Origin of the sequence: Parvibaculum sp. (genome assembly GCF_002684405.1) — a bacterium.
GTDB lineage: Bacteria > Pseudomonadota > Alphaproteobacteria > Parvibaculales > Parvibaculaceae > Parvibaculum.
The window spans coordinates 1-22,094 of sequence record NZ_NYVD01000075.1 but is presented as its reverse complement, the minus strand read 5'-3'; the positions used below and the strand labels follow the sequence as shown (position 1 = coordinate 22,094).

The window sequence follows — 22,094 nt, the reverse complement described above, 5'->3', positions numbered from 1 at the left end:
TCAGTGCTCCATCGAAGATGCCGGCTGCGGAATGTCCCGGTCCGGGTGAAGCAGCGCGGCAAGCATAGCCGCCGCTTCGGGCGTACGCGGGCCGAACCCCAGCAGCAAAAGGGAATCCATCGTCAGCACATGCCCGTTCCGCACGGCCGGCGTATCGGCAAAGCCCGTCAGTTTGGCCAGCGCCTTCGCGCCGCCCATTGCCTCCGCCACATGGCTCGGCAGGACGATGAAATCGGGCGCGGCGCCGACAATGGCTTCCGGCGACACCGGCTTGTATCCGCCATACTGCGTCATAACATTCTCGCCGCCCGCCATCTTGACGATGGCGTCGCCCGCCGTATCGCGCCCGGCCGCCAGGGGAGCGCCCCGGCCTGCGGAAAGGAGAAGCATCACGCGCGGGCGCTCGATGCCAGCCAGCGCAGCATCGAGTTCGTCGAAGCCCGCCTGAATTTTCGCGATCAGTTCTGCACCCTGTTCCTTGCGGCCCAGCGCCTCCGAAATCACGCGCACTTTTTCGACCACGCCCGCGGCCGAATGCGATTCAGGCACATGCACCACCCTCACGCCGGTCGCGCCGATCTGTTCAAGCGCCGTATCGGGCCCCGCGCCTTCCGCCGCCAGAATGAGATCCGGCCCGAGCGCGATCACCGGCTCGGCGGAAAGCTGCCTGTAATAGCCGACGCTGGGCAGATCCGCGCCCGCGGGCAGCGGTTTGCTCGTCAGGTCCACGGCAATCAGCCGGTCCGCTGCGCCCAGCGCCGCAACGGTCTCGGTCACCGCACCGCCGAGCGATACGATCCGTTGAGGCTCTTCTCCCCGGGCAGATTGCGCAGCCCAGAGACTTGCCAGCATCGCGAGAAGAAGCGCCGGGACGATCCGCTTCATTTCAAAGTGCAGTTCGCCCCGATTGCCCACCGCCCTCATGAGGCCCTCGCAGCGTTACCGCAGAGCGAAAGGGCGAGTTTGCGCCACTCTTCGAGTTCCGGCTGGCCGGGTTTGCGTTCGCCGAACATCCAGGCGATCTGATTGCCGTCGGCATCGAAGATTTCGAGCGCCGTTACCGGGCCGTCCTCGGTGGGCTTGGTTACGACCCAGCTTTCCGCAATCGCATCCATCCGCAGATGCAGATTGAAACGCGGGTCGAGGACGTTGAACCAGGGACCCATCTCCTTCAGGCTTTCCACCGGGCCGGTATGGATCTGGATCACGCCGGGATTGGGCACGAAGACCATGATCGGCAGCTTCGCCGCCGCTGCCTTTTCCAGTCCCGTCTTGAAGGCATCGAGCGGGGTGCGTTCTGTCCATGTGCCTTCCGCCAGCCTCAGCGCCTGAAGTCGACCGCTCTTCACCGCCTTCAGCATGGGGAAGAAGTCATGCGTGTCCTTCAGCGCGCCCCAGCGTTCCAGCAATCCGTCACGGTCGATTTCCTCATCGGGAAGATCCGCCGCTTTCGGTTCGGCCGGACGCAACGCCAGATCGGGCGACTGCTCTTCCGCGCGGTATTTCTCGATCAGTGCGTTGAAGGCGTCCATGTCGGTTGCCTCCACCGCATAGATCTTGTGCGTGGCGGTTCCATCCGTGTCGAAAATCTGGATCGAGTGACGGAGCCCCGAGCGGACCTCTTCGCTCACGGCAAAAGCGACATGCCAATGCGCGAAGAATATCCGCAGGTCGATATCGGGGCCGAGCACCACGCCGCCCTTATCCGACAGGTGAATGCCTTCGAAGGTGCCCTTGCGCTCATGTACGCAATGTTCGTTGCGGGTGAGGCACATCACATCGCCGACGCCGGCAAGATCTTCCACCAGCTGTTTCGGACGAAGGTCGAGGCGGGTCACGCCATCTCCCAGTCGGGCGGCCAAAAGCTCCGCCTCCGACACACCCAGTTCCCGGGCCGCATCGCGCGCCCGCATGTTCGGCGATGTGTCCTTCAGCGCCGCGAGCCGCCGGGCAATCTCCGCCGGGCTCGTCGCGCCTTCTTCACCTGCAACGCTCATAGACATCGCTTTTCTCCTTACCAGTTCACGGTGTATCGGATACCGCCCTTGAAATTGCGGCCCGTTTCGTATGAGGACGCGTAAGCACGCGCATATGCCTTGTCGAAAATATTGTCGATGCCAAGGTCGAGGCGAAGGCCGCTCAGGGGGCCTTCGCTGGCTGTCCAGGCGAAATAAACGCCGTGCACGACATATCCGTCCCGTTCGTCCGCGACGCTGTTGACCTTGTCGAATTCATCGGCCGCGATCACGTGCCACCCGATGATCGAATGGGTTTCGGGCAGCTTGATCGCCGCGTCGAGCGTGCCCATGGCGGGCGTCAGCACACCCAGCTTTTCACCCGTCGCCTTGTTCTTGCCATCGACGTTGGAGAAGCCGACTTTCACCCGAATACGGTCATTCTCGTAGTGTGCCTCGGCTTCGACGCCATCAAGCTCGGCATCGGCAATATTGACGCTGGTTGTGGTGCCGTCGCACGCACCCGGTACGAAGGGGCTGCAAGCCGCGTAAGGTGCCGGCTGGTTCACCTGCAGATCGATGAAGTTTTCGCCGTCCGTGTAGTAGCGAGACGCCTTGATCTCCAATCGATCATTTTCCTCCAACACATCGTCGAAGGTCACACCTGCGCCGAATTCAAACGTATCGGTCTTCTGGGCTTTCAGATTGGGGTTCGGCGTAAAGCGGTTGGTATGACCGGCCGTTCCCGGCCCGAGGTCGCCCGGTGCAAACGTGAAGTGCACGCCGGTGCTGTAGAGTTCATCCATCGTCGGCGCCCGGAAAGCTTCCGAATAGCTGCCGAACAGGTTCAGCCATTCGACGGGCATATAGCTCCCGCCGATGCGTGGCGACCAGGCGCTGTCCTGATTGTCTACACCGGCCTGAGAGGATTCACTTTCAAACCTGTCGTAACGGAGACCTGGAACGACATAGAGGTCGCCCGGCAGGAAGCCAAAAGGCCTGGCCCAGTTGATTTCCGCCTGCGCAAAACCGCCGATGAAGCTGTCCTCCGCATCGGGCACGCCGCCGCGTACGCCGCCTCCCGCAGCTCCTTCCTGCTCGTCGTGGTATCCCTCGGCACCGATTGTCAGTGTCGTGAAGATATCCTCGGTGAGAGAAAAGCGGCTACGGTTGTCGACCCGGAAACCATAGGTATCCACGTCACGCTTCAGCAGCTCGCCCGCAGGCCCCACGCCATTATTGTCGAGGCGCAGTTCGTCGGCCTTGAAGCTCTGATAGTAGGCAATCGATTTCAGGTCCACCCAGGCACTGGCCGGATTGAAGTCGTACCCCAGGCGGTAGGTGTCCGAGACAAGGTTTTTGTCGGCATAATCGTTGCCGTTGGCCTGCCCGTTATTCGGCTCGATGGCATCATTGTCGAAGCGCAGGAAGCTTGCCGTGAACTTGTGTCCGCCGCCGGCGTCGTAGGAGCCCTTGAGGAAGCCGGACAGGATGTCGTCATCCGATTCGAGTTCCGAGCCGCTGCCGAGTTCGATCGAACCGGATTCACGCTTCGTCAGGCTGCCCACGATGCCCAGACCGTCCAGGGGTCGCGACATGGCGGTTGCCGTGGCGTGATATTCCCGGTTGGCCGTCTGGCCGCCCAGACCGAACGAGGTCTGCGTTTCGCCTGCGGCGAGCGCCTTGAGCGGGTCGATGGTACGGAACTCGATCACACCGCCCATGCCGCCGCTGCCATAGAGCGACGACGAAGGACCGCGCAGCACTTCGGCGCTGTTCACCACGGAGGGGTCGATGAAGAAGCGGCCATCATGACCGGAGCTGAAATTCTGGCGCACGCCGTCGATCAGGATCACCACATCGGGGCCCGAAAAACCGCGAAGGGACGGCACTTCGCCAGTGCGGCGCGGGCCGCCGGTGAACATCACGCCCGGCACGTCGCGCAGAATGTCGTCCGGCGTGGAGGCCTGTTTGAGGTCGATCTCGTCCTTGTCGATGACCGTCACCATGCCCGGATATTCATAGGCGGTGATGCCGCTGCCCGTCGCCGTCACGGTGATCGGCGCGGTGATGGCGTCTTCCGCCATCGCCGGCGCGGCGAGCCCCATCGCCGCGACGCTGCAAAGCGCGGTACTTGTTGCAAGCTTCTTCAAAAATTCTGCCGGACTGCTGCCAGACATGGATGCCCCCTTCACTGGTGGAAAGGTCCTGGCTGGCTGAGCACATCTGTCGCGGCAGGCGCGACCGGCAGTGGCTGGCTCGGACGAGATACTGTCGATTGATGAAGCGCCGTCCGGAGTACAGGCGGCGCCCGGTCTTCTACTTGGTCAGGATCAATTTGCCCTTCGAGGTTTCACGCAAGAGGTAGTGCTCGCCACGATGCTCGATCACAGCTTCCTTGCGCGTCGAAAGCAGGGTTTCCGAACGGATGACGGGCGTTGCCGTCCGCTCTTGCCGATCCACCGGCCCTGCTCCTTCTGTCTTACTCATCCGCCCCTGCACAATCCGCTTGGATCCCGGGATCCAGAAAACGGGCTAAAGCCCCGACTTCGTAACTGCGGACCTTGTATCGTTACTGCGAGTCATTTGCAATAGCATCTTGAGCGGATGAGCACACTTGACTGCAACGCAGAAACGGGCAGCTCTCAAAGCATTGCGTCATATACAGAAAACCGCGGCCGAGGGAGCCCGGCGACGGCTGATTTTCATGACGGATTGGGATGATTTAGCCGGAGCGGCCCGATGCGGATCCGGAACTGACCCGGCACGGAACCGGAGTGGCTGGGGCGGCAGGATTCGAACCTGCGCATGACGGGATCAAAACCCGTTGCCTTACCGCTTGGCTACGCCCCAAAAAGAGGGCCGGAACATAGCCCCATGGCTTTGCTCGCGCAAGCGGCGGCGCTTGCGACGAGCCCCGGAAAAGCACGGAATCCGGCCTTGCGGCGTACGCGTACAGGCGATATAAACCCGCCTCCAGAGAACGTCGGAGTGTAGCGCAGCCTGGTAGCGCACCTCGTTCGGGACGAGGGGGTCGGAGGTTCGAATCCTCTCACTCCGACCATTCTCTGTTTTCCCCTTCCCTTGCCCGCAAATTGCCTGCTCCCTCGCGCAGATGTGTCTTTGCATCGCCAGCCGGGATGTGGATCATGTCGCCCATGGCAATCCGCGCAGACAAGCGGCCTTCAGGGAGAAAAGCATGAAACCCGTCCTTTACGACTTCACAGCCGCGCCGAGCCCGCGCCGCGCGCGTATCCTGCTCGCCGAAAAGGGCATCGAGCATGAAAACGTGCAGGTGGACCTTACCAAGGGCGAGCAGCTTTCCGACGCGTACAAGAAGATCAATCCCGCCTGCACCGTCCCGGCGCTGAAGCTCGAAAGCGGCACCATCCTCACGGAAAATCTCGGTATCGCGGCCTGGGCGGAAGCGGTGAAGCCGGAGCCGGCGCTTCTGGGCACCACCCCGGAGGAAAAAGGTCTGGTGATGGGCTGGAATGCGCGGATCGAATTCGAAGGCTTGATGCCCATCGCCGAGGTTCTGCGCAACACCTCCAAGGGCATGGCGGACCGCGCCTTGCCCGGCCCCGTTAATCTTGCGCAGATTCCTGAACTCGCGGAGCGCGGGTCTGTACGACTCACCCGTTTCTTCGACGTCCTGAACGAGCGCCTGAAAGGCCGGGACTATATCGCCGTCGACAGTTTCTCCCTTGCCGACATCACAGCGCTCGTCTGCGTGGATTTCGCCAAATGGGTGAAGCACGAACCCAAGCCCGAGCATGAAGACCTCAAGCGCTGGCACGCGGCGGTTTCGGCCAGGCCCAGCGCTAAGGCATAGCCGTAGGCCCAAAATGAGCGTGTACCGTCATGCCGATCGAGACAGCCCGGACAAGACTGCGGCAGTGGCGCGAACCGGATCGGGACGCGTTCGCCGCCCTTAACGCTCATCCAGAGGTCATGCATGATCTTGGTGGCCCTATCGACAGGCGTTCGAGCGATGAAAAGTTCGATCGCTATGTCATGGCCTACGAGACACATGGCTTCACCCGCTGGGCGATTGAAACCTTTGCGGGCAATTTTCTCGGTTATGCGGGCATCATGCCCTCGCGCCCGGGACATCCTCTCGGTCCGCACACCGAGATCGGCTGGCGCTTGCAACGCGAAGCATGGGGGCACGGATATGCAACGGAAGCCGCGTCGGCCGCGCTTGCGGACGGCTTTGCGCGTTGCGGCCTGACAAAGGTATTGGCCTATACCGCGCCCGACAATCTCCGGTCGCAGGCGGTGATGGAACGGCTCGGCCTCATCCGCGTCCCCTCACTCGATTATGAGGAACCCCATAATGGCGGCATGTGGCGAGGGCTTGTGTGGATTGCCACGGCCTCTCCCTCATTTGACACCTAAAACCACGCCCCTATAGTGCCGCTCGCTTTCATGGTTCTTCACGCAAGCCGAAAGGCGGAAGGAAGAGGCAAGAGGGAACAGGGTGCGGCGTGCCTATGCACGTCAATTCCCAGGCTGCCCCCGCAACTGTGATCGGTGAGGCTGCGTTTCATGACATGCCACTGGCCATTGGTCCTTTTTCAGGATCGGCCGGGAAGGCGAAACGCCGCCGACGACCCGTAAGCCAGGAGACCTGCCAGAAAGCGCGTCATCTGCCGGTGGCCGGGGTGTGCCAACGGGGCGGTGATTTCCGCTTATGGTGACGCGTCAGGTCGATGCGCGTCGCCGGGCCCCTTTCCCGACAGCCTGCCGCCTGCCGCGTTTTCCGACAAGCGGCTCTCTCTCGCTTCCCGTAAATACGCGCTCTCCACCGGTTCCTGCGGCCGGGGTCTGCCGCGATCATGTTACGGGGGGTCCACCCATGTTGAAATTCGACCGGCGATCTATCGCCTTTCTTGCCGTCGCCGCCAGTGCCGCGACTGCTTTCGCCACCAGCGCTCATGCCGAAACGGACAGGATTTCCGACGGCATCCTGATTACCGGCAATCTCGAACCGCTTCCCACCAAGGAAGTCACCTCGAGCTACACGATCATCACCGCGAAAGACATCGAGGAGCATCAATATCTCCGCCTCACCGATGCGCTGAAAACCGTGCCGGGCCTCAATGTGGTGCAGAGCGGTCCGCATGGCGCCCAGACGTCCATTTTCATGCGGGGATCAAATTCCAACCAAACGCTTGTGATGATGAACGGGCTACCGCTAGAAGATCCGTCTTCTCCCAGCGGCGCGGCTTCGATCTCCAATATCTCGCTTGGCGATGTGGAGCGCATCGAAGTGGTGCGCGGTCCGCAAAGCGGCGTCTATGGCAGCCAGGCAATCGGCGGCGTCATGAACATCATCACAAAATCCGGCACAGGCGCATTGTCCACACACGCCAGCATCGAAGGCGGCACGCTGGGCACACTGAATGCAAATGGCTCGGTGAGCGGCGGTTTCGGCTCGACCAACTACTATTTTGCCGCCTCGCATGAACGGACCGACGGCTCCGACATCACGCCTGCCCGCATACGCGGCACACAGCCTGAGGAGAAGGACGGCAACGAGACCACCTCCATCTCAGGCAATATCGGCCAGCGTTTCGGCGAAAATGTGAAAGGCTCCATCTTCGCGCAGTTCGTCGACAGCTCGGTCGATACGGATGAAGACGGATCGAACGCCTCCTTCACACCCTTCTACGACAACCCGAACAGCACCTATGACCAGCAAAAACTGCTCATATCGGGCAAGCTCTCGGGAAAATTCTTCGGCGGCAAATGGCGTCCGACGCTGACCGGCGGTTATCTACATCAGCAGGGCCAGAACAAGGATCAGCCCGATGCAGGCGGCTCCATCTATTCCAACGACGTGACCTTTACGTCGGAAACGCTCAACGCCGCATTCGACAACAGCTATGATCTACTTGACTGGAACACGCTTTCCTTTGGCACCACCTACCGGCACGAAAAGTACGAAGCCCATGGTTTCCGCGATTTCGGTCCCACCTACCGGATCAATGAACAAAGCAAAGCGGACAGAGATCAGTTTGCGGTCTATGCGGGCGAGCATCTGAACTTTGCCGATCAGCTCTTCCTGAACCTCAATCTGCGCTACGACATGCCGGTGGACTACGACAACCATTTCTCCTTCACTATCGCGCCTGCCTACTATCTGCCCGATAGCGATACACGCTTCACGGCGAGCTATGGCACAGGCTTCAAAACGCCATCGCTCTATCAGCTCCATGGTTTCTCAACGAACAGCTTCGGCGTATTCCGGGGCAACCCCAATCTGAAGCCCGAGAAGAGCCGCGGCTGGGAAACGGGCATCGAGCAAGGCTTCTTCGATCATGCCCTTGTGACCGGCGTCACATGGTTCCAGACCCAGATCGACGATCCGATCGTGACCAATTCGGCAGGCACCACGACGCAAAACGATCCCGGCTTTACCGCCAAGGGGATCGAGGCATTCGTCAGTTTCGACGTGATGCAAAACGTGTCGGCCCGGATCGACTACACCTACACGCTTTTGAAGACCGACAGCTATCAGTCGGCCTTTGCGCGGCGGCCGCGTCACAAGATCGGCCTGACCGCCAATTGGCAACCGATGGAGGGCACATCGCTTGCGACGGATATTCAGTGGATCGATCCCTATCGCGACATTCCGCGAGACGGCTTCGGTTTCTACGTCAATCCGGCGCCCTACACGATCGTCAACATCTCCGGATCGCAGAAGCTGAGCGATCATGTGACGCTGACCGCGCGGGTGAACAATCTGCTGGACCAGAAATACGAGCCCGCGCACGGCTTCCAGGCCCCGGGCATCGAAGCGCTGGCAGGCGTGACCGTTTCCTTCTGACGGCACGTCGCCCCAAACACGACTATGCCCGCCCCTTGTTGGGGCGGGCATTTTTCTTTCTGTCCGGGATTCAGCGGCCTGTGAAATTCGCCGCGCGCTTTTCCACGAAATGCGCGACGCCTTCCTTGAAGTCCTCGCTGGCGAAGCTCTTCTGCATTTCATCGTCGCCGATGGCGAGCGCGGTATTGAAATCCTGGAACATCGCTTTCCAGACCTGCCGCTTCATCACCGTCATGGACCGCGGCGACACGCTCGTCGCGAGTGTGCGGGCATAGTCCATCACATTGTCCATGAAATGCTGGGCGTCGAAGCTGCGATTGACGAGACCGATGCGTTCGGCCTCGCGCCCGTCGAATTTGCGCGCCGACATCAGAAGGTCCATCGCATGCGCAGGCCCCACCAGATGCGGCAACAGCCATGAAACGCCATGTTCGGCGACGAGCCCACGGCTCGCAAAGGCTGTGGTGAATTTCGCATCCGCCGCGGCAAAGCGCATATCGGCATAAAGCGCGACGACGAGACCGAGCCCGGCGGCAGGCCCGTTGATCGCGGCGATAACGGGCTTGGGCACCTCCATCAGAAAGCCGAAGCGACCGCCATAGGCGCCCTCGAGATCGGGGCCCACGGCGGCCTTGAACGCGGCCTCTGCGTCTTTACCGTCGGATTGCTCGCGCTTTTCGCCGCCCGCCGCTTCGATCTTCTGGAGAAGATCCATATCGGCACCGGCGCAAAAACCGCGCCCGGCCCCGGTCAGCACGATCACGCGGACTTTCTTATCCGCGCTGGCTTCGGCCATGGCAGCCTTCACGCTCTTCTCCATGGCGCCGGTCCAGGCATTCAGCTTGTCCGGCCGGTTGAGCGTGACCACCGCCACACCGTCCCTCACCTCATAGAGGACGTCCTCATAGGTAGCCATCGTCGTTCCTCCCTCATGTCATTCTTGTGAGGGGAACTATAGCGCGCGAGATATGAAGCCGCGATGGGGCGGATTACTCGGCATCCTGCGCCGTGTCCCTTGCCTGTTGTGCGGCACGCGCCGACCAGGCGGCCCGCAGCGCATCGCGGCAAGGCCGGGAGAAACGCGGAGCATTTTCGCGAATGCAGCTGCGCATCTTCTCTTTCCCGCCGCCGATGGCGGACCGGCAATATTGCTCGATATCCGCCCGGCAGGTCTGGCGGATCTGTGCATGCGTATCGGCCTTTGCGGCACTTGCGGCGGCCAGCAACAGAAACAGACCGGCCATGATGGAAATGGTGGACTTGCCGAGCAGCGCTTTCATCGCCATACCCCGAAGCTTTTCGATCGACCGTTTCCGATACGGCCTGAAATGTGATTTCCGTCGCGCATACCCATTCTGCGGCGCGGATACCGCCCTTGATGACCGCCAATCGGGGCGAAAGGCAGGCGGACAAGTGGCCTTTCGGAGAAAAAGCCGTCCCATGGCCATGCAGGAATGTGAATCCTATTCACGCTTTTCTTGCCGCACCTTCAGGCACCCCTCATAATCGGCGGCAACAAGAGCCAAGACAAAGGGGAACTGGGACATGGGAATGCCCGAACATGGAACCGCCTGGGACGTGCTGAGCCAGGAAATGCTGGAACGCGGCAAGAACGACGTGAAATGGCGCGAGGGCAAGACCGCTGTCTATGTGTTCAACGCCGGTGAAGACGTGTCGCAGGTCCAGAAAGAGGCCTACACCATGTACATGTCCGAGAACGGCCTCGGCCCCCTCGCCTTTCCCAGCCTGAAGCAGATGGAGGACGAGGTCATCTCCATGGGCCTCGGCCTGCTGCACGGCCCAGAGGGCGCTGCCGGCAACATCACGTCGGGCGGCACCGACAGCATCAACATGGCGGTCAAGGCCGCGCGGGATTTCGGACGGCAGGTCAAGGGCATCAAGGGCACCTGCAATATCGTTGCGCCATGGTCGGCGCATCCCGCCTTCGACAAGGCGGCCAAGATGATGGAACTGGAAATCCGCCGTGTGCCCGTTGGCGACGACCTCAAGGCCGATGTGGCGGCGATGGCCGAGGCCATCGACGGCAACACGATCATGCTGGTCGGGTCGGCCCCCTGTTTTCCCTACGGCCTCATCGATCCGATCGAGGCGCTCGGCAAGCTTGCCGAGGAGAAGGATGTCTGGCTGCATGTCGATGCCTGTGTCGGTGGCTATATCGCGCCTTTCGTGCGGATGAATGGCGGTGATATTCCTCCGTTCGACTTTGAAGTGCCGGGCGTCAAATCCATGTCCGCCGATCTGCATAAATACGGCTATTGCGCCAAGGGGGCCTCGACTGTCCTGTATCGCTCCGACGAGCTGCGGTCCTACATGATTTTCGATTGCGACAACTGGCCGGGCGGACGCATGGTCACGCCGACGCTTGCCGGCACCCGGCCGGGCGGCGCCATCTCGGCGGCTTGGGCGGTGATGAATTTCCTCGGCGTCGAGGGCTATCGCGCCAAGCACAAGCTCGTCACCGATGCGCGCGAGAAAATCGAGGCGGGCGTCAAAAAGCTCGGCTTTCATATCCTCGGCGCGCCGCAACTCGGCATCGTCGCCTTCGGCCATGACGAGGTCGACCCCATGGCCGTCTGGGGCAAGATGTTCGAGCGTGGCTGGTTCACCTCCGTGTCGACGGAGCCGAAAGGCCTTCACCTGATGCTCTCGCCTTTCCATGCGCAGGTGGCCGACACTTATCTCGCCGACATCGAATGGGCGCTTGGCGAGGTAAAATCCGGCAATAAGGGAGAAAAGCGCGAAGCCCGCTACAGCTGACCCTGCGGCACCCCCTTTTCGGCATTCTTCCGCCTGCTACACTCCTCCCAAAGACATAACCGTCGAACTTTGGGAGGAGACGATGGGCACGAAGTTAAGATCCGGCTCACGGGCCGTGGAGGTGGCGTCCGTTCAGGAACGGGCCGCGCGCGCAGCAAGCGGTTTCAAAAGCCTCGGCATCGGCAAGGGCGATGTCGTCGCCGTCTATCTCAGAAACGACTTTCCCTTCTTCGAAGCCTCCGTCGCAGCAGGGCTTTGCGGCGCGTACAACACGCCGGTGAACTGGCACTACACGCCGGAGGAAGCGCGCTACATCTTTTCCAACTCCGGCGCCAAGGCGATCGTGATCCATGCCGATCTCTATCGCGGTATCGAAAGCGCACTGCCGGCGGACGTGCCGGTCTTCGTCGTCGAGACCCCGCCTGAAATCTGCGCCGCCTACGGTCTCGATCCGGCGCAAGGTTCGCTTCCCGAGGGGACGACCGAATGGGGCGCCTGGCTTGAAGGCTTCGATCCCGTCGCCGCGCCGCCGGACGAGCCGCCCGGCTCGATGATCTACACCTCCGGCACGACCGGCCATCCCAAGGGCGTTCGGCGCAATCCGCCCACCGCCGAGGAGGCTGTCGTCTGGCAGGAAATCGTCGGCAAGGTGATGGGGTTCAATGCCAATGTCGCCTCGCCCGAAGCGTCGGTGACCGTGGTGACCGGGCCGATGTATCACTCCGCGCCCAACGCCTATGGGCTTTTCGCGCTGCGCTATGGCGCCAACATCATCCTTCAACCGCGCTTCGACTCGGAAGAGCTTTTGCAGATGATCGAGCGCGAGCGCGTCACCCATCTCCACATGGTGCCGACCATGTTCGTCCGCCTGCTGAAACTGCCCGACGAGGTGAAAGCGAAATACGACCTTTCCTCGCTGCGTTTCGTGGTGCATGCGGCCGCCCCCTGCCCCGTCCATGTCAAACAGGCCATGATCGAATGGTGGGGGCCGGTGATCTACGAATATTACGGCGGGACGGAAACGGGCGCCGTCGTCTTTTGCGACTCCGAAGAATGGCTCGCGCATCCCGGTACGGTCGGCAAGGCATTCAATGGCGCCGACATTCGTGTGCTGGACGATGACGGCAAGGAGCTGTCACAGGGCGCGACCGGCGAAATCGTCTGCCGCATGCACACCATCCCCGATTTCACCTATCACGGCGACGACGAGAAGCGGCGGCGCTCGGAGAAGAGCGGCCTGATCGCGCTGGGCGATATCGGCTATCTGGACGATGACGGCTTTCTCTATCTCTGCGACCGCGCCAAGGACATGGTGATTTCGGGCGGCGTGAACATCTATCCCGCGGAGATCGAGGCCGAGCTTCACAAAATGCCGGGGGTGGAGGACTGCGCCGTCTTCGGCATTCCCAACGAGGAATTCGGCGAAGCGCTTTGCGCCGTCGTTCAGCGCCGGACGGGCGCCGACATCGGCGAGGACGATGTGCGGGCCTTCCTGCGTGAGCGCGTGGCGGGCTTCAAGGTGCCGCGCACCGTGGAGTTCAAAACCGAGCTCCCGCGCGAGGATTCCGGGAAAATATTCAAGCGCAAGCTGCGCGAACCTTATTGGGAGGCCGCCGGGCGGCAGATTTAGCGCCGATTTCTGCGACATTCAGCCTCATGTTGCATTGCAAAAATATTTGCGCTGATATCTTGTCAGTTTGTGCATTGCAACATATCTTTGGCTCGAACAAGGCCAATGGCGAATCGCCCTGAGGCCACCCGACGGAAACCTGCAGGACAGGCTACGCCAACCGTTCGATCCAAGAGGTTCAGAATGTCTACCGCTCAAGAAATCGCCAACCAGGCCGCTTCCCGGATGGGCTCTGTGGGCCATGACATCGCCGTCAAGGCTCAGCAGGCGCTCGATTCCGGCAAGCAGATCGCCCGCGACAAGGCCGGCATCAAAGTCGATCAGGCTGTGATCGCCGCGGGCTATGCCATCCTGTCGCTTTATGCGATTGCCATTGTCGTTCAGGTACTTAGCAACTTCTGAGCAGCCTGAACGCAGCTCGTCCACCGATCATGTCGCGAGGCCCTTCAAACCGGCCTCGCGATTTTTTTACTGCCAATAATAAGCTACATATATTATATCTCCTGCACTCGATAACAGAGATAGCAAAGTTCACCTATGGACAGCCCCAATCCGCATCGCACCCTTGGTTTTCTGCTCAGTGAATGCACCAGCCTGATCCGGCGTATTTTCACTGACCGGCATAATCCGGGTTCCATGACGCAGGCCCAGTGGCGCGCGCTTGCCTACATCTCCCGGCATCAGGGGATCAACCAGGTCGGTCTTTCGCAACTTCTGGAAGTGCAGCCGATCACGGTGGCACGGCTCGTGGACAAGCTCGCGGAACTGGAGCTGGTCGAGCGCCGCCAGGATCCCACCGACCGCCGCGCCCAAAAGCTCTATCTCACCGAAAAGGCGATGCCGAGCATCGACCAGATGTGGGAAACCTCCGAAGAGGTCTATCAGATCGCCTTCCGCAGCTTTACCGACGAGGAAGCCGCTCAGCTGATGAGCGCCCTTGTCCGTATCCGCGCCAATCTCGCCCAGGAAACGCCGCGCCATCCGAGTACCCAGGCCCCGGATGAAGACGCGCTGACCCTTGGACAGCGTCACGAATCCTGAACCACCAAAGGCAAAAACAATGTCGGATAGTACAAGTGGCGCGGGCGAGACCCGGCCAGGCTGGTTGCGTTCCATTGCCCCCCGCCGCATGCGCATGGCCCTCTTCCTCGGACTGCCTGCCCTCGTCCTTATTGTCGGCGCGGCGATCTATTTTCTGTCGGGCCGCTATGTGAGCACGGACAATGCCTATGTGAAGGCGGACATGGTGGCGGTCAGCCCGGAAGTATCGGGCAAGATCACGCAGGTCTATGTGCATGAGAACCAGCAGGTCGAAAAGGACGCCCCGCTTTTCCAGATCGATCCGAAAAACTACCGCATCGCGCTTCAGGAGGCGGATTCGCAGCTCAAACAGGCCGCCGCAACGGTGAAAGGCCAGCAGGCGCGCTATCGCATGACGCTGGAGCAGATGGACCTCGCCAAGAGCAGCGCGGAATACTACCAGCGCGAGTTCGACCGCCAGCTCAAACTGGCGCGGCATGATTATGCCAGCCAGCAGAAGCTCGACGAGGCCAGGCACAATCTCGACACGGCGCGCCATCTGGCCAAGGTGCTTGCCGCCAGCATGGGCGAGATTGTCGCGAGCCTCGACGGTGCGCCCGACGCGCCGGTCGAAGAACATTCCGCCTATCAGTCGGCCAAAGCGGCGCGCGACAATGCGGCCCTCAATCTGGAACGCACCACGGTGCACGCGCCTTTTGCCGGCATTCTCGGCAAGAAGCCGCAGGTCGGCGATGCGGTTGCGCAAGGCGCGCCGGTCGTCTCGCTGATATCCACGTCCGATGTCTGGGTCGAAGCGAATTTCAAGGAAACGCAGCTCACCGGCGTCCGTCCCGGACAGGATGCCACCGTAACCATCGACACCTATCCCAACCGCAAATGGCACGGCCATGTCGCGTCCATCGCACAGGGCACCGGATCGGAATTTTCGGTCCTGCCCGCGCAGAATGCGACCGGCAACTGGGTGAAAGTCGTGCAGCGCATCCCGGTACGCATCGAAATCGAGCATGAGAAGAACGACCCGCCGATCCGTGCGGGCATGAGCTGCGAGGTCGAGATCGACACCGCCTCCGGCAAAGCGAACGGACAGCATCTATGAGCGAGCAGGACGCCCCTCTCGCATTGGACGGGATGCAGCGCAAGGTCGTGACGGGCTCGATCATGGTCGCCACGATCATGCAGACGCTCGACTCCACGATTGCCAATGTGGCGCTGCCCCATATGCAGGGCTCCTTTTCTTCCACCCAGGAACAGACGGCCTGGGTGCTGACCTCCTATATCGTGGCGGCCGCCATCGCCACGCCCGCGACCGGCTGGCTTGCCGGGCGCTTCGGCCGCAAGAACCTGCTGGCAGGCGCGGTGATCGGCTTCACCCTATCCTCCATGCTGTGCGGCGCCGCCACGTCGCTCGAGGAAATGGTGCTGTTTCGCGTCCTGCAGGGGCTTTCGGGAGCCGCCTTCGTCCCGCTTGCCCAGTCGATCCTGCTCGACATCTATCCTTTCGAACAGCGCGCCTCCGCCATGGCGATGTGGGGCGTGGGCGTCATGGTCGGGCCCATTGTCGGCCCCGCTCTGGGGGGCTACCTGACCGACGTCTATAACTGGCGCTGGGTCTTCTACATCAATGTCCCCTTCGGCATTGCCGCGCTGATCGGCATTCTGGCAAGCGTTCCCACCACCAATCTCGACCGTACACGGCGCTTCGACTGGTTCGGATTCGCCTTTCTCAGTCTCGGCATCGGCGCGATGCAGATCATGCTCGACCGCGGCAATCATCAGGACTGGTTTTCCTCCACGGAAATCGTTCTGGAGGCGACCTTTGCCGTGGTGGGGTTCTATCTCTTCGTCTACCACGCGGCGACCGTCAAAAACCCGTTCGTGGAGTTGCGCATCTTCAAGGACCGGAACCTTGCCATCGGTCTCGTCATCATTTTCATCGTCGGCATGATCCTCTATGCGACGATGGCGCTGCTGCCGCCCTTCCTCGAAACGCTGATGGGATACCCGGTGACGCTGGCCGGTCTCGTGCTCGCGCCGCGCGGCGCTGGCACCATGCTCGCCATGCTTATTGCCGGGCGTATCGCCAGCAAGGTCGATATGCGGCTGATGATCGCCTTCGGGCTTTCCCTGGCAAGCCTCTCGCTGTGGGAAATGGCTCAGTTCAATCTCGAGGTCAATCAGTGGACGATCATCGAAACGGGTATCGTTCAGGGCTTCGGCCTCGGCTTCATCTTCGCACCGTTGACGACGATCACCTTTGCCACCCTGGCCCCCGACCTGCGAACGGAAGGTACGAGTTTCTTCAGCCTTTTGCGGAATGTCGGGTCCAGTGTCGGCATCTCGATTTCCGAAACCTTCATCGCCTATATGACGCAATACAACCATGCGGAACTCGCAGCCCATGTGTCGCCGCTCAATCCGGCGATACGGGATACGACGAACCCGCTCTGGAGCCTCACCACGCCGGAATCCCTCGCCATGGTCAATGGGGAGGTGACGCGGCAGGCGGCGACGATCGCCTATCTGAACGACTTCCGGATGATGATGTATATGACGCTGCTCGCTCTCCCCTTGCTCGTTTTCCTGCGCACCAAGCCGCATGATGGCGACGAGGTGGCCGAACAGGAAAGCGAAATGGCGGAGGTCATGCACTGACATCCGGCAGGCAGATGCATCTTGCGCCGGGGCCGCGCAGACGCCATGTTCGGTGAAAAGGGAGGACATCTTGGCCGTTCAGATACCATTCGTGCGCGACATCACCTTCGACTATGGCGAATGCGACGAGCTATCGCCGCTGATCCGTCGCGTCGTCGCGCGCAACCCCTCCGCCTTCACCTTTCTGGGGACAGGCACCTATATCATCGGCCGGGGCAATGTCGCGGTGGTCGATCCCGGGCCACTGGTTGAAGAGCATATCGATGCGCTGATGAAGGCGCTCGAAGGCGAGACCGTCACCCATATCCTCATCACCCATACGCATACGGATCATTCGCCCGCCGCGGCGCCGCTGAAAAAACTCACCGGGGCCGAAACCTATGCGTTCGGACCGCACGGATCCGGCGGCGGCGCGGAAGTGAAGGTGGAAGAAGACGGCGATATGGATTTCGTGCCCGACGTGACCGTCTCGCATGGCGACATCATCGAGGGTGATGGCTGGACCGTCGAATGCTTGCATACGCCCGGCCACACCTCCAACCATATGTGCTTCGCCCTGCAGGAGGAAAAGGTTCTCTTCTCAGGCGATCACGTCATGGGCTGGTCCACCAGCGTCGTCAGCCCGCCCGACGGTAACATGAAGCAGTATATGGACTCATTGAAGCTGCTGCTGGAGCGCGACGACGAGGTCTACTGGCCGACGCATGGTCCCGCCATTACCGACCCCAAACCCTTCGTGCGTGCCTTCATCGCCCATCGCGAAGACCGCGAGAAGCAGATCGTCGAGCAGCTTGAAGCAGGACGCCACACCATCGCAGAGATGGTGCCGGTCATGTATGCGGCGGTGGACAAGCGCCTTCACCCGGCCGCCGCGCGCTCGGTCTTTGCGCATGTGGAACATCTGGTGGAAACCGGCCGCGTCACCTGCGAGGGCGAGCCGAAGCTGTCGAGCAGCTATTCGCTCGCCTGACGACGGCCGGCATTCGCTTATTCCTGGAAGCCGAGCTTCTGCTTCAGCGCCACCATGAAGGTGCGAATGCGGTTGGCATTGGCACCAAGATCGCTCTCGCCCACACGTGAGACGGAGCGCATATCGACCGCGCTGCCGCCCCCCGGCGTCGGGGTAATGCGGATCGACACATCGTCGCGGAACTGCATGACAAGCGTCGTCGCCGTTGCCTCGATGCGCCCGGCTTCGGGATCGGTCTCCACGATCTCCCAGCCCATATCGCGGGCGGTGGCCAGTGCGGCCTCGAACACTCGGGCCGGGGCCAGGTTGATCGCTACCGTCTGGATGTCGGGATAGGCTTTCTCCTGCAACGCCCCGAGATCGGCAGGCAATGTCCGGTCGAGCGGGTTGGCATAATCGCCGCGATTGCCCGCCAGCGCCACGAATTGCGGCGGGTTGGCAAGGTCGGTCGTGATGTCGTGAATGCGCGGCACCTGGGACCCCACGATCACGGCTTGCGCAACGGGTGCGGCAAGGCCGAGCCCGAGCACGAGGCCTATAATCGCCTTGCGCGCGCCCTTGCGTCCGGAGACGAGAGCCACCAGCAGGCCGGCAGCCGAAACCAGTATCGCCAGAACGCCCACCAGCGCACCGAGTGCGACGGCGCCCAGCGCAATCTGGAATGAAGCCGGGGCCAGGCGGCTTACCGCCACGCCCGCTGCCAGAAGAACGAGCCCGAGAACGCCTAACCGAAGTCCCCAGGCCGCCGTTGCCGAACGCGCCGCCATACCCGATGCCTTTCCGTCTGATGGAGACGCGGCGGATCCGTCCGCCGCGCTATCCTGCGATGTGACCGGCGTTGCCCTGCCCGGCGCGCCTTTCTATTCGGCGGCCTGCGCGGTGGGCAGCGTATAATCCTTGAACATCTTGCGAAGTTCGAGCTTCTGGATCTTGCCGGTTGCCGTATGCGGAATTTCATCGACGAAGGCCACATCGTCCGGCATCCACCATTTGGCGATCTTGCCTTCCATGTAGTCGAGGATGTCTTCCTTGCTGACGTCCTCGCCTTCGTTTTTCACGATGATAAGCAGCGGGCGCTCATCCCATTTGGGATGCGCGATCCCGATGACCGCGGCTTCGGCAACCTTGGGATGGCCGACGGCGAGGTTTTCAAGTTCGATCGACGAAATCCACTCGCCACCCGACTTGATCACGTCCTTGGCCCGGTCGGTGATCTGCATGTAACCGGACTCGTCGATGGTGGCGACGTCGCCGGTATCGAACCAGCCATCCTCATCCAGAATGTTGCCGCCCTCGCCCTTCAGATAGGCGCCGGCAATGGCCGGTCCGCGCACCATCAGATGGCCGAACGCTTCGCCGTCGCAGGGCAGTTCATTGCCGTCATCGTCGGTGATCTTCATTTCCACCGTGTAGATGGCGCGGCCCTGCTTGACCTTCACATCGATCTGCTTGTCGAGCGGCCAGTCTTCCATGCCCGCCTTCAGGCTGCCCAGCGTGCCCATGGGCGACATTTCCGTCATGCCCCAGGCGTGGAACACCTGTACGTCGTAATCCTTCTCGAACACCTCGATCATCGACCGCGGCGCGGCGGAACCGCCGATCACCACGCGTTCGAGATGCGGCAGTTCGAGCTTGTTCTTCTGCAGGTGCTGGAGAAGCATCAGCCAGACTGTCGGCACCGCCGCCGTCGCCGTCACATTTTCGGTGCTCAGCAGTTCATAGATGCTTTCGCCGTCCATGTTGGCGCCGGGCATGACCAGCTTTGCGCCCACCGCCGGCGCGGCGAAGGAGATGCCCCAGGCATTGGCGTGGAACATCGGCACCACCGGCAGCATCGCATCCGTCGACTTCATGCCGAGCGCATCGCCCATATTCACGGCCAGCGCATGCAGCACGTTGGAGCGGTGCGAATAGAGAACGCCCTTCGGGTTGCCCGTCGTACCGGAGGTGTAGCAGAGGCCGCAGGCATCGTTTTCGTCGCCTTCGGCCCATTTGAACTCGCCGTTCTCCGCCTCGACGATCTCCTCGTAGCAAAGCGCATTGGGCAGGCTCGTCTCGGGCATATGCGCCCGGTCCGTCATCACCACATAGGCCTTCACCTTGGGCAGCTCGTCCTTGATGCCTTCCAGGATCGGCACGAAGGTGAGGTCGAGGAAGATGACCTTATCCTCGGCGTGATTGATGATGTAGATGAGCTGTTCGGCAAAAAGGCGCGGGTTCAGTGTATGGCAGACGGCGCCGAGGCCCATGATGCCGTACCAGGCTTCCAGATGGCGGGCCGTGTTCCAGGCCATGGTCGCCACCACGTCGCCCTTTTCGATGCCGAGCTTTTGCAGCGCCTGTGCGGCCTTGCGCGCGCGCAGGTGAATTTCGGAATAGGTGGTCCGTGCGATCGGCCCCTCGATGGTGCGCGTCACGACTTCCCGGTCGCCATGGAACCGCGCAGCATGATCGATAATGGTCGTCACGCGCAGCGGCCAGTCCTGCATCAAGCCCTTCATGGATGTTCCTCTCTCAATCCCCGTGAACCGGCCCTCGAGCCGGCTTGCTCCGCCGATCTTTTCCCTAGGGAATGACCGGATTTTTCATTTGGGCGAAGTCTAGTGGGAAAGGCGCCATGTCACAATAATTTCCCCTTCGCCACCGCTCTAAAAACCCCGGCCGACGCTGGGATTTTCTCCTGCCCCGCTTTCACTTGCCTTGGCCGTGCCCGACACCGTCTAATGCGGTCAAAGCAATCAATACTAAAAGGGGAATTCCATGGAGGAGCTTCATTTCCGCTCCGCATCCGATCTTGGCCGGATGCTGCGCGCTCGCGAGATCAGCTCGGCGGAACTGACCGATCACTACATTTCGCGCATCGAAGAGCACAATCCAAAGATCAACGCGGTGGTAGCGAGCGACTTCGACGGCGCCCGCACAGCGGCGAAGGACGCGGATGAGGCTTTGGCGAAGGGCGAGGACAAGGGCCCGCTTCACGGCCTCCCCTTCACCATCAAGGATGCCTATGAGGTAAAGGGCATGGTCTCCACCGGCGGCGTGCCGGACTGGAAAGACAATGTCCCCGCGACGAGCGCCGACCCGATCCAGCGGCTTCAGGATGCGGGCGCCATCGTGATGGGCAAGACCAATGTGCCTTTCATGTCGGCGGACCTGCAGAGCTACAACGACATTTACGGCACGACGAACAATCCGTGGAACCTGGAATGCGGCCCCGGCGGCTCGTCCGGCGGGTCGGCGGCCTCGCTTGCTGCGGGCTTCACCTCGGCCGAGTTCGGCTCCGATATTGGCGGCTCCATCCGCACGCCCGCGCATCTCTGCGGCGTTTTCGGCCACAAGCCGACTTATGGCATCGTGCCCAAGCGCGGCCATCTCGGCCCGCCGCCCGGCTGGCTTTCGGAGGGCGATCTTTCCGTCGCCGGGCCGCTTGCCCGCAGCGCGGAAGATCTGCAGATGCTGCTCGATATCGCGGCGGGGCCGAACTGGACCAACACACCAGGCTGGAAGCTCGACCTGCCGCCCGCCCGTGCGAAAAGCCCGAAGGAGCTGCGCGTCGCTGTCTGGATCGACGAGCCCTTCTGCGACGTCGACCGGGAAATGGCCGCCCTTCTGAAGCAGGCGGCCCATGCGCTGGCGGATGCGGGCGCGAAGGTGGACTGGAAAGCCCGGCCTGCCTTCTCCTTTGCCGAGAGCACCGAGGTCTATCTCATGCTTCTCCACTCCCAGACCGGCGCCGGCATGCCGGACAAGGTCAAGGAGCGCTGGCGTCAGATGAAGGAAGCCGCATCGCCCGACGACAAGTCCCACGCCATTCTCCAGGCGCGCGGCGGCACGATGACCGTCGCCGAACGCATGCAGTGGAAAGAGCGTCAGGCGCAGCTCCGGCACAAATGGGCCGCGTTCTTCAAGGATTACGATGTGGTGCTGTCGCCTGTGCTGATGCGCACCGCTTTCAAGCACGACCAGCAGTCCGACTGGTCGAAGCGCAAGCTGACGGTGAACGGCATCGAGCGGGAATATATCGACGTGCTGCTCTGGGCGGGCCCGGCAGTTGTTTCCTATCTCCCCGCCAGCGTCGCCCCTGTGGGCATTACGTCGGAAGGTCTTCCGGCAGGCATCCAGATCGTCGGCCCGCATCTGGAAGACAAGACCCCCATCGCGGTCGCCGGCATGCTGGAGGAAATCCTCGGCGGGTTCAGAGCCCCGCCGGGGTGGTAAGCACTCTGTCGTCGT

General features: G+C 61.7%; 19 protein-coding genes, 2 tRNA genes and 1 riboswitch. Of the genes, 12 read left to right on the top strand and 9 right to left on the bottom strand.

Annotated elements, in window-relative coordinates; all coding sequences use genetic code 11:
• The 5 genes from CMI59_RS06480 to CMI59_RS06460 all read right to left on the bottom strand — a co-directional run bounded on the left by CMI59_RS06480 (position 1) and on the right by CMI59_RS06460 (position 4,808).
• Entirely contained in the window at positions 1–924 is a 924-nt protein-coding gene (locus tag CMI59_RS06480; protein WP_293326306.1) for an ABC transporter substrate-binding protein, read from the bottom strand.
• Positions 921–2,003 carry a ChuX/HutX family heme-like substrate-binding protein gene (locus tag CMI59_RS06475; RefSeq protein WP_293326303.1) on the bottom strand — a complete coding sequence of 361 codons (1,083 nt, stop codon included), beginning with the start codon at positions 2,001–2,003 and terminating at the stop codon, positions 921–923. Before CMI59_RS06475 ends, CMI59_RS06480 begins: the two co-directional genes overlap by 4 nt.
• Before the next feature lie 11 nt (positions 2,004–2,014).
• Positions 2,015–4,135: a TonB-dependent receptor gene (locus tag CMI59_RS06470; RefSeq protein WP_293326301.1), complete on the bottom strand. Its 2,121-nt coding sequence runs from the start codon at positions 4,133–4,135 to the stop codon at positions 2,015–2,017.
• Positions 4,136–4,274: 139 nt separating this feature from the next.
• Complete coding sequence (locus tag CMI59_RS06465; protein ID WP_293326300.1) at positions 4,275–4,445, bottom strand: hemin uptake protein HemP; 171 nt, start codon at positions 4,443–4,445, stop codon at positions 4,275–4,277.
• A gap of 288 nt (positions 4,446–4,733) precedes the next feature.
• Positions 4,734–4,808 (bottom strand) — tRNA-Gln (locus tag CMI59_RS06460).
• A 134-nt stretch (positions 4,809–4,942) separates the two neighbouring features.
• On the opposite strand from CMI59_RS06460, the gene CMI59_RS06455 reads away from it, so the two are divergent.
• The 4 genes from CMI59_RS06455 to CMI59_RS06440 all read left to right on the top strand — a co-directional run bounded on the left by CMI59_RS06455 (position 4,943) and on the right by CMI59_RS06440 (position 8,790).
• A tRNA-Pro gene (locus tag CMI59_RS06455) sits at positions 4,943–5,019 on the top strand.
• 135 nt (positions 5,020–5,154) lie between these two features.
• Positions 5,155–5,790 (top strand): glutathione S-transferase, encoded by a 636-nt coding sequence (locus CMI59_RS06450; RefSeq protein ID WP_293326297.1) that lies wholly within the window; start codon positions 5,155–5,157, stop codon positions 5,788–5,790.
• A gap of 29 nt (positions 5,791–5,819) precedes the next feature.
• Positions 5,820–6,356, top strand: coding sequence for a GNAT family N-acetyltransferase (locus CMI59_RS06445; protein ID WP_293326295.1), 537 nt, complete (start codon positions 5,820–5,822; stop codon positions 6,354–6,356).
• 14 nt (positions 6,357–6,370) lie between these two features.
• Positions 6,371–6,611, top strand: a riboswitch (cobalamin riboswitch).
• A gap of 205 nt (positions 6,612–6,816) precedes the next feature.
• A complete protein-coding gene (locus tag CMI59_RS06440) occupies positions 6,817–8,790 on the top strand; it encodes a TonB-dependent receptor (RefSeq protein WP_293326292.1) in 1,974 nt (657 codons plus the stop codon).
• 70 nt (positions 8,791–8,860) lie between these two features.
• Here the strand turns inward: CMI59_RS06440 and CMI59_RS06435 are convergent, their stop codons facing one another.
• Positions 8,861–9,706, bottom strand: a complete 846-nt coding sequence (locus CMI59_RS06435; protein ID WP_293326289.1) for an enoyl-CoA hydratase — start codon at positions 9,704–9,706, stop codon at positions 8,861–8,863.
• 73 nt (positions 9,707–9,779) lie between these two features.
• The gene (locus CMI59_RS06430; RefSeq protein ID WP_293326287.1) at positions 9,780–10,076 is read right to left on the bottom strand and encodes a hypothetical protein; all 297 of its coding nucleotides are present in this window, start codon (positions 10,074–10,076) and stop codon (positions 9,780–9,782) included.
• 265 nt (positions 10,077–10,341) lie between these two features.
• Between CMI59_RS06430 and CMI59_RS06425 the strand changes: the two genes are divergently transcribed.
• The 7 genes from CMI59_RS06425 to CMI59_RS06395 all read left to right on the top strand — a co-directional run bounded on the left by CMI59_RS06425 (position 10,342) and on the right by CMI59_RS06395 (position 17,861).
• Entirely contained in the window at positions 10,342–11,568 is a 1,227-nt protein-coding gene (locus CMI59_RS06425; protein WP_293326285.1) for an aspartate aminotransferase family protein, read from the top strand.
• A gap of 82 nt (positions 11,569–11,650) precedes the next feature.
• Entirely contained in the window at positions 11,651–13,198 is a 1,548-nt protein-coding gene (locus CMI59_RS06420; protein WP_293326283.1) for an acyl-CoA synthetase, read from the top strand.
• Between the two features lie 183 nt (positions 13,199–13,381).
• Positions 13,382–13,600: a hypothetical protein gene (locus CMI59_RS06415; RefSeq protein WP_293326280.1), complete on the top strand. Its 219-nt coding sequence runs from the start codon at positions 13,382–13,384 to the stop codon at positions 13,598–13,600.
• Positions 13,601–13,735: 135 nt separating this feature from the next.
• The gene (locus tag CMI59_RS06410) at positions 13,736–14,239 is read left to right on the top strand and encodes a MarR family transcriptional regulator (RefSeq protein WP_293326277.1); all 504 of its coding nucleotides are present in this window, start codon (positions 13,736–13,738) and stop codon (positions 14,237–14,239) included.
• Between the two features lie 19 nt (positions 14,240–14,258).
• Positions 14,259–15,335, top strand: coding sequence for an HlyD family secretion protein (locus tag CMI59_RS06405; RefSeq protein ID WP_293326274.1), 1,077 nt, complete (start codon positions 14,259–14,261; stop codon positions 15,333–15,335).
• Positions 15,332–16,891, top strand: coding sequence for a DHA2 family efflux MFS transporter permease subunit (locus CMI59_RS06400; RefSeq protein ID WP_293326271.1), 1,560 nt, complete (start codon positions 15,332–15,334; stop codon positions 16,889–16,891). Before CMI59_RS06405 ends, CMI59_RS06400 begins: the two co-directional genes overlap by 4 nt.
• 70 nt (positions 16,892–16,961) lie before the next feature.
• A complete protein-coding gene (locus tag CMI59_RS06395; RefSeq protein WP_293326268.1) occupies positions 16,962–17,861 on the top strand; it encodes an MBL fold metallo-hydrolase in 900 nt (299 codons plus the stop codon).
• Positions 17,862–17,878: 17 nt separating this feature from the next.
• On the opposite strand, the gene CMI59_RS06390 is transcribed toward CMI59_RS06395, so the two are convergent.
• Positions 17,879–18,628 (bottom strand): DUF1499 domain-containing protein, encoded by a 750-nt coding sequence (locus CMI59_RS06390; RefSeq protein WP_293326265.1) that lies wholly within the window; start codon positions 18,626–18,628, stop codon positions 17,879–17,881.
• Positions 18,629–18,721: 93 nt separating this feature from the next.
• Complete coding sequence (locus tag CMI59_RS06385; RefSeq protein ID WP_293326263.1) at positions 18,722–20,362, bottom strand: 3-(methylthio)propionyl-CoA ligase; 1,641 nt, start codon at positions 20,360–20,362, stop codon at positions 18,722–18,724.
• A 259-nt stretch (positions 20,363–20,621) separates the two neighbouring features.
• Between CMI59_RS06385 and CMI59_RS06380 the strand changes: the two genes are divergently transcribed.
• Positions 20,622–22,079: an amidase gene (locus tag CMI59_RS06380; protein WP_293326260.1), complete on the top strand. Its 1,458-nt coding sequence runs from the start codon at positions 20,622–20,624 to the stop codon at positions 22,077–22,079.
• Positions 22,080–22,094: the final 15 nt, after the last annotated feature.